The following is a 12,366-nucleotide window of genomic DNA, read 5'->3' as shown; positions in this document are numbered from 1 at the left end:
ATTGGCGTTACCCGTCGGTAGCGACAAGAACCACGGGGATAATAATTTAACATATACCCAAAATAATTCGAGTTGCAGGAAGGCGGCAAGCGAGAGAATCCCGATGAGCTTACTAGAGTAAGTGATTCGGGTGAGCGAGCGCAGCCAACACACATGCAGCTTGAAGTATGACGGGTAAACTCTAAACATACGGCACTCTATGATTGTTTTTTCTTCGCTTCAAATACGACGTGGTACCCGCGTCTTGCTGGACAACGCTACAGCAACGATTAATCCTGGCCAAAAGGTCGGGCTGGTCGGCAAGAACGGATGTGGTAAATCCACCCTGCTGGCGTTGCTCAAAGGCGAACTGAGCGCCGATGGGGGCAATGCCACTTTCCCCAGTAACTGGGCACTGGCCTGGGTTAATCAGGAAACTCCGGCACTGGATATTCCGGCGATAGAGTATGTTATCGACGGGGATCGCGAATATCGCCAATTGGAGGCCGAACTTCAGGCCGCTAATGAAAAAAACGATGGTCATGCCATCGCCACCGTGCACGGCAAACTTGATGCCATCCATGCCTGGACAATTCAATCCCGTGCCGCCAGTTTGCTACACGGGCTGGGGTTTTCTCAAGAGCAATTACAGCAACCGGTACGTTCATTTTCCGGCGGCTGGCGCATGCGCCTTAACCTGGCCCAAGCGCTGGTTTGCCGCTCTGATTTGCTGCTACTGGATGAACCAACCAACCACTTGGATTTAGATGCGGTTATCTGGCTGGAAAAGTGGCTGAAAAGCTATTCTGGCACGCTGGTATTAATTTCTCATGACCGCGATTTCCTTGATCCTATTATTGATAAGATTCTGCATATTGAACAGCAGACGCTGAATGAATATACCGGTAACTATTCATCTTTCGAACGCCAGCGAGCGACCAAGCTCTCGCAGCAGCAGTCGATGTATCAGCATCAGCAAGAAAAAGTGGCGCATTTACAAAGCTATATCGACCGTTTCCGTGCACAGGCGACTAAAGCCAAACAAGCTCAGAGCCGCATCAAGATGCTTGAGCGGATGGAACTGATTGCACCTGCCCATGTGGATAACCCATTCCACTTCAGCTTCCGTACACCGGAAAGTTTGCCTGACCCCCTACTCCGCATGGAGAAAGTGAGCGCAGGCTATGGTGATCGTACGATTTTGCAGTCCATTAAGCTCAATCTGGTCCCCGGCTCACGCATCGGTCTGTTGGGGCGCAATGGTGCGGGTAAATCTACGCTAATTAAGTTACTAGCCGGCACTTTAGAGCCACAAAGCGGTGAGATTGGTTTATCCAAAGGGATTAAACTGGGTTACTTCGCCCAGCATCAGTTGGAGTTTTTGCGTGCGGATGAATCACCGCTACAGCATATGAGCCGCCTGGCACCCAAAGAGTCGGAACAACAACTGCGCGACTATTTAGGTGGCTACGGTTTTCAGGGCGATCAGGTTACTGACCCAACGGCCCGCTTCTCCGGCGGTGAAAAAGCACGTTTAGTACTGGCACTGATTATCTGGCAGCGCCCTAACCTATTGCTACTCGATGAGCCAACCAACCACCTTGATCTTGATATGCGTCAGGCGCTAACCGAAGCCTTAATTGATTTTGAAGGCGCATTGGTGGTGGTTTCCCATGACCGCCATTTACTGCGTTCCACCACCGATGACCTCTATCTGGTGCATGATGGCAAAGTAGAGCAATTCGACGGCGATTTAGAAGATTATCAGCAATTTTTGGTCGATGTGCAGCGCCAGCAAAGCCAGCAGGATAATCCGACAAAAGAGTTGTCAGGTAATAGTGCCCAACAGCGTAAAGATCAAAAACGCCGTGAGGCAGAGTTCCGAACCCAGACTCAGCCATTGCGTAAGCAGATTATGACGCTGGAAAAACAGATGGATAAGCTCAGTACCGAGCTGGCAGTCATCGAAGAACAATTGGCTGATTCTGCCTTATACGATATTGCACGTAAGGCTGATTTGACCCAATGTTTACAGCAGCAGACGCAAGTGAAAACCAAACTTGAAGAGACTGAAATGCACTGGCTAGATGCTCAGGAGCAGTTGGAGAACCTCACTAAGATATTTGAAGCGGGATAACCCGCTTTTCAGAAAACACCAGTATTAAGGATAATAAGATCATGACTAATAAGGATATTAGTGTGGTGGTTCCGGTATTTAATTGCGCCGCTTACCTCACACAACTACTGGATTCATTGTACCAGCAGTCGGGTGTGTCATTGGAAATCATTGCCGTCAATGATGGTTCGACCGATGACAGCCTGACGATATTAGTAGCCGCCGCGCGCCGTGATTCGCGGCTGGTCATTGTTAATCAGGCCAATCAGGGGCTTTCTGCGGCCCGTAATGCCGGAATCGCTCGGGCAACCGCCCCCTGGATTGCTTTTGTTGATGGCGATGACTGGCTGGCCTCTGATGCTTTATCAACTTGGTTGCAACAGGCCAATCGGCAGCAATTAGATTTATTGATAGGTAATGGTTTTACCTTTACCACTGATCCCCACCTAGCGCCCAGCAGCCCCTTGTTATATAAACAGCCGTGGAGCGAGATACTTAGCGGCCAGCAATGGGTTATTCGCAGTATTGAACATAATGAGTGGCCACATTATGTATGGCTACAATTGATTCGGCGCGAATTGGTCGCGACCCATCAACTTGCATTCATCCCTGGAATGCTACATGAAGATATTCTGTGGACCACCCATCTGGCACTCGCCGTACAACGTGTCGGTTTCTGTGATACGCCATTTTATGGTTATCGCACCAACCCACACTCCATCACCCTCTCTCCGTCACCCCAAGCCTTGTTGGCTCGCGCCAATAGCTATCTTAGAATTATTAACGCGCTAATTAACCTTTCTGCCACGCAACAACCGCCGTTATGCCGTGCGCTGTTACGTCACGCTAATCAGGAGAGCGGCCATTTTTTTGGGTTGATGCGTAAGAGATTATCCCCGTCACCAGAACGTTCGGCACTCGCGGCTGAGTTTAAGGCATTAGGCTTACCCAAAGCGCTGTTTCAGGGCGCGGGGAATATCAGTGAGTTCTGGCGAGCGGTACGTTTATCAGTCACTCTATGGCGTTATGCGCAGCAGAAGCATTCATTATCAAAATAGATCTCAAATTTACGTTTATTTTTGTTATTACTCAGGAAATTTTCATGTTTAATAAGGCATAAAATTACTTCTGGGAATATGTATAGATGCAGCGCATTTTGGTTATCCGAATTGATTTCCTTGGCGATCTGGTTTGTACCACTGCTTTATTACATGCATTAAAGCAGCGCTGGCCAGCAGCCGAAATTCATGTGCTGGCAAATAAATACAATCGAGATGCACTGGCACGTAACCCCGATATCAGCACCGTTCACACCTACGTTTACAGTAAGCAATGTGAAAGAAACCAACAACCGGGCAGGATCAAGGCGCTGTTTAATCGTCTGGCCCTGATTTGGCGACTGCGATGTTTACGTTTTGATTTACTGGTTATCCCTAACGGTGGCATGAACAAAAACAGTATCCAGTTCGCTAAACAACTTAATGTGGTCGATAGCCGCTGGCATAACCCGGGCAGTGAATTTGATGACCGCAATCCTGACCATGTGACCAATCGGCCAATACGCCATGAGGCACTGTCAGGTTTTGCACTGCTACCCGAACTGGGGCGGGTCGACATCGATACGCTCAAGTTACATCTCTATCCTGACCCACAATTGCAGGCAAAATGGCAGGCAGAATTAGGTGAACGCAATCAGCCACGCATCGGGCTGTTTGTCTCGAATAAAGCACCGCAACGGCGTTGGTCGTGGGAAAAGTGGCAACAGTTAGCACTGAAGCTCAGTGATCAGGCCGAGATAGTGATTTTGTATGATCCCATCGCACCGCCAAGTGAACAGCAACTGGCGAGCATCCACGGCCGAAGTCTATTCACACCGTCAGTTGATGAGTTCGTGGCCGCAGCCAGTCAATTGGATGTAGTTATTTCGGCTGATAGCGCACCGGTCCATATCAGTTCAGCATTACAAATCCCGGTCGTCGCACTGTTTGAGTCGCGGCCAGAAAAATACCGGCGCTGGTACCCGTTAACCCGCCATGTGTTGTTACATGCCGGGCCACAGGTTGATGACATCACCGTTGATGCTGTTGACGCAGCGGCCCGCTCATTGTTAATCACAGACTAAATCAAACCGCCCGTTAACCAGGCCGGTACACCGGCCTATCCCCCAGAATAGTCGCCCGATGCATCACCCGCCGCTGTGGCAGATAATCAGCATTGGCATAGTGCTGGGTGACACGGTTATCCCACATCGCCACATCATCCTGCTGCCAGCGCCAGCGTACTTGAAACTCGGGTTTGGTGGTGTACGCAAACAGGAAACGCAGTAAAGCATCGCTCTCTTTATCACTCAACTCAACGATTCGGGTGGTGAATCCTTCATTGACGAACAATGCCTGACGCCCACTCACCGGATGGGTACGTACCACCGGATGCAATATCGGCGGATTATTCTCTTTAGCCAGTAGCCATCGTTGATGCTCTTCCGGGGTCGCACGATGTTTGTGCTCGGGGAAGGAGTGCGCGAAGTCATGCTCGGCCTGTAAACCGGCCAAAAGCTGTTTAAACGGAGCAGAAAGTGCGTCATAAGCCGCAATCCCACTGCTCCACAAGGTATCACCACCGGTTGGCGGTAGCTGCTTTGCCGCTAGAATCGCACCTAATGGCGGATTGGCAATAAACGTCACGTCGGTGTGCCAGTTATCGTTGTCCGGCGGATTATTATCATGGGTATCCAGCACGATAATCTCCTCACACTCTTTGGTGTGCGGATAAACCGGATGAATATGTAAATCACCAAAACGCCCGGCCAGTTCACGTTGCTGTAATGGCGTGATGGGCTGATTGCGGAAAAACAGTACCTGATGTTTGAGTAACGCGTGATAAAGCTGTTCAAACTGACTATCACCCAACGGGCGGGCAATATTAATATTCTCAACCAAAGCACCAATATGCGGCCCTAACGGCGTGACTACCAAGCGTTCATTCATTGCTGTGCTCCATACCAAGGTGTTAGCCGACGTTGGATCGCCCGCAAACTTAGCTCCATACCAAAAGCGATAATAGCAATCACACTGATGCCGGCGATGACGACATCGGTTGCGAGAAATTCACCGGCTGATTGCACCATAAACCCCAATCCGCGCGTAGCGGCAATAAGCTCCGCAGCCACCAACGTTGACCACCCCACACCCAACCCAATGCGGATACCGGTTAAGATTTCTGGCAAGGCGCTGGGGAGCACCACAAACCATAAAACCTGCCAGCGACTGGCCCCCAATGCACGAGCAGCTCTGACCCGCACCTGTGCCACGCTACGCACGCCAGCCACAGCGGCTAACGTCACCGGCGCAAATATCGCCAGATAAATCAGCAGGATCTTTGAGGTTTCACCAATGCCGAACCAGATAACCATAAGGGGTAAATAGGCTAAGGGGGGAACGGGGCGATAAATCTCAATCAGTGGGTCCAACACACCCCGTACGGTGCTGCTTAGCCCCATCGCAATGCCCGTTGGAACACCAAGTGCGACCGCAGCGAGTAATGCGATGAGAATTCGCCCCAAACTGGCGGCCAGATGTTGCCATAGCGTGGCATCCATAAACCCCTGCGGGCTGGCAATCACCAATAACTGATGTAATACCTGCTGCGGCGCGGGTAAAAAGAGTGGGCTGATAAGCTGTAACGCCGTCACCGCCCACCACAACGCGACCACCACAATCAGAGTAGTGATGCTAAGCCACAGGCCATTACCCGCAGGTAAACGGCGAACCGCTTTCTTGTCAATCAGCGGGGGTTCATCGTTAGCCGGTAGGCGGTGAACCGGCAGCGTGACGGCTTGATTACGTAACGTGCTGTGCAGGCTCATATCAATACCTCCCGTTGCTGGAAGACTTTACCCAACACATATTCGCGGCGGGCGATAAATTCAGGATCAGACTTAATGGATCGGCATGGCTCACCAGCGGCATAACGCCGACCAAAATTCAGCGACAGTCGTTCGACCACCTGCCCCGGCCCTGGAGACAGCAATAACAGCTCGCTGGCCAGAAACACCGCCTCTTCGATATCGTGGGTGATCAGCAAAATTTGTTTACCGGTATCACGCCAAATAGTCAGCAACAGCTCTTGCATCTGCTCGCGGGTAAAAGCATCCAGCGCGCCAAACGGCTCATCCAACAGCAACAAGCGCGGGTCAACCGCCAGTGCACGGGCAATCCCTACTCGTTGGCGCATCCCACCAGAGAGTTGCCAGATAAGGTGATGTTCAAAACCAGCTAACCCTACCCGATGAAGCATTTTCAGGGCAGTTTCGCGCCGCTGTTGTTTGCTTAATCCTGCCAGTTGCAGGCCAAACTCCACGTTGCTGACCACATCCCGCCACGGCAGTAAGCCCTCATGCTGGAACACCACTCCCCGTTCGGCACTCGGGCCGTGAACCGGTATATCATCCAGAGTGATGCTGCCAGCTGAAGGCTCCATAAATCCGGCAATTAGATTCAATAACGTGGTTTTACCGCAACCTGATGGCCCCAATACCACGAGCAACTCTCCAGATGCGATTTGTAGTGACACATCCTGTAAGGCAGGTTTGCCCTGATATTCGGCCCACAGGCCGCGCACGTTTAGCATGATGACTCCTAGGACTGCGGTGTGGCCTGCACTGCTTTCACAAAGCGGTCAGTGACGAAATCACTATAATCACTGGCAATTTGCGGGATTTTGCCTTGCTCTTTCAGGAACGCGGCAGTATCGCGGATGGCCTGATCCACTGGTTGACCCAGTTGCGTTATCTGCTCAGCGACAGGCAAATAAGTATTGCCCTTCACCAGCTCCGGCACTTGATCGGTAGGGACACCACTTAAGCGCGAAAGCTGCCCCAGATACTGCTGATTTTTCAGCCATTGTTCTGGTTGGGCCAGATAAGCACCTTGGGCGGCCAATGCACTGCGGGCGAAGGCGGTAACCACCTCAGGATGGGCTTTGGCGAAGTCTTTGCGCACCACCCAGACATCCAGGGTTGGCGCGCCCCATTGACCTACTTGGGCAGAATCAGTCAGGACGGTACCGGTTTTGGCTAATTCGTTAACGGCAGGAGCCCAAACATAAGCGCCATCAATGTCACCCCGCTGCCAAGCGGCGGCGATAGCAGGTGGCTGCAAGTTGAGGATTGTGACCTGATCCGGCTTAATTCCCCAATGTTTCAGGGCTGCCAGCAGACTGTAATGTGTCGTGGAGATAAACGGCACGGCAATACGTTTACCAATTAAATCTTGTGGGGTTTTAATGTCTTTCTTCACCACCAGCGCCTCTGAACTCCCCAGTTGTGACGCCAGTAGGAAGACCTCAATTGGCACCTTTTGGCTGGCAGCAACGGCTAATGGGCTGGAGCCGATATTACCAATTTGCACATCACCCGAGGCCAATGCCCGCACAACGCTAGAGCCGCTGTCAAACTTGCGCCAATCCACATTGGCACCGGACAACTTGGCAAAGCTGTTATCCGCTTGCGCGACTTTTGCCGGTTCTGCGGAAGTTTGATAAGCCACTGTCACATCGACAGCATGTGCACTGGCAGCAACTAGCGACAGAGCTAACAGTGCACCACCTGGCCGTAAAAAGCCGCGTATTGCGGCGGTAAGACTTGCAGAAGATAAGGTTATCGCCATGGTTCACTCCGCTGGGTTAACTGTGTCATTCGCTATCGCTGCGACCCTGAGCGCACCGGGCGCTCTGAGATGACAGTGTTACCCGAAGGAGTAATACGACAAAAGGAATAAAAGAATATTCTTTATTCCTTTTAGTGATAATAAAAATCTGAAGGAATTGTCTATGCAGTTAACTTAAAGATCTATTTGGCCTTTCATAAAAATGCGGGCATCACCGGCAATTAAAGTACGATCACCGGCTAAGGTGCAGAATAATTCGCCACCGCGTGCTGATATCTGCCGGGCGTGCAGTGATGACCTTCCCAGTCGCGCGACCCAATAGGGCATTAAGGTACAATGGGCTGAGCCGGTAACCGGATCTTCATTGCTGCCAAGGGTAAAGTAACGCGAAACAAAATCCACTTCATCACCCGGCGCGGTCACAATCACCCCACGACCGGTATAGGCAATCAGCGCAACAATATCGGGTTGTAACTGCTGTACCTGCTGCTCGTTTTCCAGCACCACCAACAGAGATTTTGCCTGCCATACCTGCTGAATGTTGCTGCCAAGCAATGCACTCAACTCTGCCGCGACAGCAATTTGGTCGGGCGGTAATGAGGGGAAATCCAGCGACAGTCGGCCGAAGTTATCGCCATCGCGCTTGACGTACAAGTCACCGCTGGCACTGCGAAAACAGATATCATGCAAGCCAGGATTAATGATGCTGAACATCACATGCGCCGCCGCCAATGTGCCGTGTCCACATAAGTCGACTTCACGTTCCGGCGTAAACCAGCGGATCGCCGATTTATCCCCTTCATCCCAGACAAAACTGGTTTCCGGTAAATTAATCTCGGCCGCGATACTTTGCATCTCTGCGGCCGACAACGGTTTCTTCAGCAGATACACCCCTGCCGGGTTGCCAGATAACCCTGCGCCAACAAAAGCATCAACATGAAAATAGTTATAGGCCATCTATTAGCTCCACTGATTAATGCCAAATCAATAACACACAAGCTGCCGTCAGCAAGCCCATCGAGATATTAAAGCTAAACCAGGCACGGCGGCTGCGTAACAAGCGCCCAATCAAAGTACCAAAACCCAGCCAAATGATACCGGCCACCAGGTTCACCATAAACATACCAAGGCTTATCATTACGATAGAATGATTATAGGCGGCCCCGGTCATACTGAAGCTGGCGACTGACCCGAGTCCCATCAACCAGGCTTTGGGATTAAGGAACTGCAATAACCAGCCTTGATACAGACGCAACGGTTTTGGCGGTACGACATTGGTTTCCAATTTCTCATAGGCAGAAGTGGCAATTTTCCATGCCAGCCATAGCAGATATAGGCTACCCAAAATTTTCAGAACCAGATGGAGGGAGGGGTAGATAAGAATCAGGCCGCCGACACCAAAAGCCACCAACAGCAACATGCTCTGCATGCCTAACATAATACCTAACATCAGCCAGATAGAACGCATAAAGCCGAAGTTAGCCCCCGCAGAGGTCAATAACATATTGTTTGGACCGGGGGTAATAGCTGCAACCCAAAGAAAGCCTACCATTGAAAGAAATAAACTCAGTTCCATGAGACGGGTGCCTCTCACCCAAAATGATGCGCGATATACCCATGAAGCTAACAGTGTGTTATTGATCACACAAGAGCAACAACATGATTTCCATTCACTATATGCATGAATTATTTCGCCCACTGGCCGGAGCCAGTAATCCACATCTGCAAACACTGCTGCCACGGCTGGTCAGACGCCATGTGACATTGCAACCATTCTGGCAACGGCTGGAACTGCCTGATGGCGATTTTGTCGATCTGGCCTGGAGTGAAAATCCCGAGCTGGCGAGAGATAAACCCAGAGTCGTACTCTTCCACGGTTTGGAAGGTAATTTTTACAGCCCTTATGCCCATGGGTTATTAAGTGCATGGCAAGCCAAAGGCTGGCTCGGTGTGGTGATGCATTTTCGTGGATGCAGTGGAGAGCCAAATCGTAAGTCACGCATTTATCACTCCGGTGAAACAGAAGATGCTCGCTTCTTTCTCCGCTGGCTTCGAGAGCGCTATGGCCAGGTGCCAACCGCCGCCGTCGGGGTCTCTTTGGGTGGCAATATGCTGGCGATGTATTTGGCAGAGCAAGGCCAAGATAGCCTGTTGCAGGCCGCAGTGGTGGTGTCAGCACCACTGATGCTTGAACCCTGTGCTAATCGTATGGAGCAAGGTTTCTCCCGGGTCTATCAGCATTATTTACTGGGCCAACTAAAGTTAAATGCCACGCGTAAGCTTTTGCATTACCCCGGAAGTCTGCCTTTGGATCTGGCTCAATTGAAAGGGTTGCGGCGAATCAGAGATTTTGATGATGTCATTACTGCTAAAATTCATGGTTTTAATGATGCCGTTGATTATTATCACCGTTGCAGCGCCCTGCCGCTATTGCCGCAGATTACGACTCCGCTGCTGATCATTCATGCCAAAGATGATCCGTTTATGACGGCTGAAGTTATCCCGGATCTCAGCGAGTTACCGGCCAATATTGACTATCAGTTAACCGAACATGGCGGTCACGTTGGTTTCGTCAGTGGCTCATTGAAACACCCACAAATGTGGCTGGAACAACGTATTCCGGCCTGGCTTTCCCCTTATCTGGAGCAACAGCAATGATAGTTCCCTGGCAGCAAGTTGACGGTGAAACGCTGGATAACTTACTTGAAGCCTTTGTGTTACGTGAAGGTACCGATTACGGCGAGCATGAGCGCTCATTAGCGCAAAAAGTCGAGGATGTGCGCCGCCAGTTGATCAGCGGTGAAGCCATATTGGTGTGGTCCGAATTACATGAAACCATCAATATTATGCCGCGCAGCGCATTTCGCGCCGGAGCAGAAGAGCAGCAATAGTCCTCTCGCTGTTACGAAGACATTGGCTGAAACAGGGTGACAAGCCCGCCACTTTGCCCTAAAAATAATCATCAACGATAAAAAAACAGGCGATTGCAGCCCAGTCACTGAAGATCTAACCCCCATGGAGTTACAGCTAATATGTCGACTAAACATCCGGTTATAGCCGTTACCGGCTCAAGTGGCGCAGGGACAACCACCACTAGCCTGGCGTTCCGTAAGATCTTTCAGCAATTGAATATTCGCGCAGCGCAAATTGAAGGTGACAGTTTCCATCGCTATACCCGCCCTGAGATGGATGCAGCCATCCGTAAAGCACGAGATCAAGGCCGACATATCAGCTATTTTGGCCCCGAAGCCAATGACTTTGGCCAGTTGGAGCAAAGTGTGTCGGAATACGGTGAACACGGCACTGGCTGTTCACGTAAGTATTTACATACCTATGATGAAGCGGTGCCATACAACCAAATTCCCGGCACGTTTACCCCGTGGGAAGCATTACCACAACCCACCGACGTGCTGTTTTATGAAGGGCTGCATGGCGGCGTGGTGACTGAACATCATGATGTGGCGAAACACGTCGATCTGTTGGTGGGCGTGGTACCTATCGTCAATCTGGAGTGGATTCAGAAATTAGTACGCGATACCGGCGAACGCGGCCATTCGCGTGAAGCGGTGATGGATTCCGTAGTGCGCTCCATGGATGATTATATCAACTACATTACGCCGCAGTTCTCACGCACTCATATCAACTTCCAGCGCGTGCCAACCGTTGACACATCAAATCCGTTTGCTGCCAAAGCGATTCCGTCACTGGATGAAAGCTTTGTGGTTATTCATTTCCGGGGTTTGGATCAAATTGATTTCCCTTACTTACTGGCGATGTTGCAAGGATCATTTATCTCTAATATCAATACATTGGTGGTACCCGGCGGAAAAATGGGGCTGGCAATGGAACTGATTATGGCGCCGCTAGTGCAGCAGTTGCTGGAAGGGGAGAAAATCGGTTAATCTCCTTCATTCTTGAAGCCGCAGTATAGCAATGGCTGGAGAGAGAGAAAAATAATTTGACTCTATCCCAACCCAAAGTAATTGGAGCTGCAGGTAGGCGGCAAACGAACTCATCCCGATGAGCTTACATAAGTAAGTGATTCGGGTGCGCGAACGCAGCTAACAACCCTGCAGCTTCAAGTACGAAGGGTTTGCTTAGGCGATGTCACGGATCTCAAAACTGTGGGTAATCGTCGCCGCTTTACCCAACATCAGTGAGACGGAGCAATACTTTTCTGCTGACAGCTCAACGGCTCGTTCCACAATTTTGTCGGTCAGACCTTTGCCGCTGACAATAAAATGCAGGTTGATTTGCGTAAATAGACGCGGTGCCTCTTCGCGACGCTGCGAGGTTAATGTCACTTCGCAATCACGCACATCATTGCGGCCTTTTTGTAAAATAGAGACCACATCAATCGCGCTACAACCGCCTGCTGACATTAATAACATTTCCATCGGACTCGGTGCTTTGTCTCCAGCATTACCGTCCATCAACACCTGATGACCTGATGCCGATTCACCCAAAAATGTCAGCCCCTCAACCCACTTTACACGTGCCTGCATAACTCTTGCTCCCGGTTAAATTTTCTGATCCAGACTACCCTTTCATTTACAAACTGGCAATGTAACCCGATGTTCATCATGCTGAAGCGATACAACACAA

General features: G+C 50.6%; 13 protein-coding genes. 6 read left to right on the top strand and 7 right to left on the bottom strand.

Features of this window, described 5'->3' with window-relative positions; all coding sequences use genetic code 11:
* Positions 1-199 precede the first annotated feature (199 nt).
* From V1955_RS01125 to V1955_RS01115, 3 genes are all read left to right on the top strand, one after another.
* Entirely contained in the window at positions 200-2,116 is a 1,917-nt protein-coding gene (locus V1955_RS01125; protein WP_083161177.1) for an ABC transporter ATP-binding protein, read from the top strand.
* Positions 2,117-2,157: 41 nt separating this feature from the next.
* Entirely contained in the window at positions 2,158-3,153 is a 996-nt protein-coding gene (locus V1955_RS01120; protein ID WP_193784746.1) for a glycosyltransferase, read from the top strand.
* Between the two features lie 86 nt (positions 3,154-3,239).
* Positions 3,240-4,217, top strand: coding sequence for a glycosyltransferase family 9 protein (locus V1955_RS01115; RefSeq protein ID WP_372568504.1), 978 nt, complete (start codon positions 3,240-3,242; stop codon positions 4,215-4,217).
* 13 nt (positions 4,218-4,230) lie between these two features.
* Here V1955_RS01115 and tauD read toward each other — a convergent pair whose 3' ends face one another.
* The 6 genes from tauD to V1955_RS01085 form a co-directional block, all read right to left on the bottom strand.
* The gene (gene tauD, locus V1955_RS01110) at positions 4,231-5,082 is read right to left on the bottom strand and encodes a taurine dioxygenase (protein WP_442820439.1); all 852 of its coding nucleotides are present in this window, start codon (positions 5,080-5,082) and stop codon (positions 4,231-4,233) included.
* Positions 5,079-5,960 (bottom strand): taurine ABC transporter permease TauC, encoded by an 882-nt coding sequence (gene tauC / locus V1955_RS01105; protein WP_420072810.1) that lies wholly within the window; start codon positions 5,958-5,960, stop codon positions 5,079-5,081. The genes tauD and tauC overlap by 4 nt, the downstream gene beginning before the upstream one ends.
* Positions 5,957-6,724: a taurine ABC transporter ATP-binding subunit gene (gene tauB, locus V1955_RS01100; RefSeq protein ID WP_083161181.1), complete on the bottom strand. Its 768-nt coding sequence runs from the start codon at positions 6,722-6,724 to the stop codon at positions 5,957-5,959. The genes tauC and tauB overlap by 4 nt, the downstream gene beginning before the upstream one ends.
* A gap of 8 nt (positions 6,725-6,732) precedes the next feature.
* Entirely contained in the window at positions 6,733-7,761 is a 1,029-nt protein-coding gene (tauA, locus tag V1955_RS01095) for a taurine ABC transporter substrate-binding protein (RefSeq protein WP_102970493.1), read from the bottom strand.
* A gap of 174 nt (positions 7,762-7,935) precedes the next feature.
* The gene (locus V1955_RS01090) at positions 7,936-8,718 is read right to left on the bottom strand and encodes a PhzF family phenazine biosynthesis protein (RefSeq protein WP_083161182.1); all 783 of its coding nucleotides are present in this window, start codon (positions 8,716-8,718) and stop codon (positions 7,936-7,938) included.
* 16 nt (positions 8,719-8,734) lie between these two features.
* Complete coding sequence (locus tag V1955_RS01085; protein WP_083161184.1) at positions 8,735-9,337, bottom strand: LysE family translocator; 603 nt, start codon at positions 9,335-9,337, stop codon at positions 8,735-8,737.
* A gap of 101 nt (positions 9,338-9,438) precedes the next feature.
* Between V1955_RS01085 and V1955_RS01080 the strand changes: the two genes are divergently transcribed.
* The 3 genes from V1955_RS01080 (at position 9,439) to V1955_RS01070 (ending at position 11,663) form a co-directional block, all read left to right on the top strand.
* Positions 9,439-10,419 carry a hydrolase gene (locus tag V1955_RS01080; protein ID WP_442821409.1) on the top strand — a complete coding sequence of 327 codons (981 nt, stop codon included), beginning with the start codon at positions 9,439-9,441 and terminating at the stop codon, positions 10,417-10,419.
* Positions 10,416-10,652, top strand: coding sequence for a YheU family protein (locus V1955_RS01075; RefSeq protein WP_032906589.1), 237 nt, complete (start codon positions 10,416-10,418; stop codon positions 10,650-10,652). The genes V1955_RS01080 and V1955_RS01075 overlap by 4 nt, the downstream gene beginning before the upstream one ends.
* A 141-nt stretch (positions 10,653-10,793) precedes the next feature.
* Positions 10,794-11,663, top strand: coding sequence for a phosphoribulokinase (locus V1955_RS01070; RefSeq protein WP_083161186.1), 870 nt, complete (start codon positions 10,794-10,796; stop codon positions 11,661-11,663).
* Positions 11,664-11,858: 195 nt separating this feature from the next.
* Here V1955_RS01070 and V1955_RS01065 read toward each other — a convergent pair whose 3' ends face one another.
* Positions 11,859-12,266 (bottom strand): OsmC family protein, encoded by a 408-nt coding sequence (locus V1955_RS01065; RefSeq protein ID WP_004391459.1) that lies wholly within the window; start codon positions 12,264-12,266, stop codon positions 11,859-11,861.
* Positions 12,267-12,366: the final 100 nt, after the last annotated feature.

Source organism: Yersinia sp. 2545 StPb PI, assembly GCF_052217125.1.
Taxonomy (GTDB): Bacteria; Pseudomonadota; Gammaproteobacteria; order Enterobacterales; family Enterobacteriaceae; genus Yersinia; species Yersinia enterocolitica_E.
Note: the sequence above shows the minus strand (reverse complement) of the source record. Positions and strands in the feature narration are given on the sequence as shown.

What these genes read in the sequence shown, in the direction of transcription:
- V1955_RS01125 (WP_083161177.1), top strand. Translation starts at nt 200, where the DNA reads ATGATTGTTTTTTCTTCGCTTCAAATACGACGTGGTACCCGCGTCTTG.
- V1955_RS01120 (WP_193784746.1), top strand. Translation starts at nt 2,158, where the DNA reads ATGACTAATAAGGATATTAGTGTGGTGGTTCCGGTATTTAATTGCGCC.
- V1955_RS01115 (WP_372568504.1), top strand. Translation starts at nt 3,240, where the DNA reads ATGCAGCGCATTTTGGTTATCCGAATTGATTTCCTTGGCGATCTGGTT.
- tauD (WP_442820439.1), bottom strand. Translation starts at nt 5,082, where the DNA reads ATGAATGAACGCTTGGTAGTCACGCCGTTAGGGCCGCATATTGGTGCT.
- tauC (WP_420072810.1), bottom strand. Translation starts at nt 5,960, where the DNA reads ATGAGCCTGCACAGCACGTTACGTAATCAAGCCGTCACGCTGCCGGTT.
- tauB (WP_083161181.1), bottom strand. Translation starts at nt 6,724, where the DNA reads ATGCTAAACGTGCGCGGCCTGTGGGCCGAATATCAGGGCAAACCTGCC.
- tauA (WP_102970493.1), bottom strand. Translation starts at nt 7,761, where the DNA reads ATGGCGATAACCTTATCTTCTGCAAGTCTTACCGCCGCAATACGCGGC.
- V1955_RS01090 (WP_083161182.1), bottom strand. Translation starts at nt 8,718, where the DNA reads ATGGCCTATAACTATTTTCATGTTGATGCTTTTGTTGGCGCAGGGTTA.
- V1955_RS01085 (WP_083161184.1), bottom strand. Translation starts at nt 9,337, where the DNA reads ATGGAACTGAGTTTATTTCTTTCAATGGTAGGCTTTCTTTGGGTTGCA.
- V1955_RS01080 (WP_442821409.1), top strand. Translation starts at nt 9,439, where the DNA reads ATGCATGAATTATTTCGCCCACTGGCCGGAGCCAGTAATCCACATCTG.
- V1955_RS01075 (WP_032906589.1), top strand. Translation starts at nt 10,416, where the DNA reads ATGATAGTTCCCTGGCAGCAAGTTGACGGTGAAACGCTGGATAACTTA.
- V1955_RS01070 (WP_083161186.1), top strand. Translation starts at nt 10,794, where the DNA reads ATGTCGACTAAACATCCGGTTATAGCCGTTACCGGCTCAAGTGGCGCA.
- V1955_RS01065 (WP_004391459.1), bottom strand. Translation starts at nt 12,266, where the DNA reads ATGCAGGCACGTGTAAAGTGGGTTGAGGGGCTGACATTTTTGGGTGAA.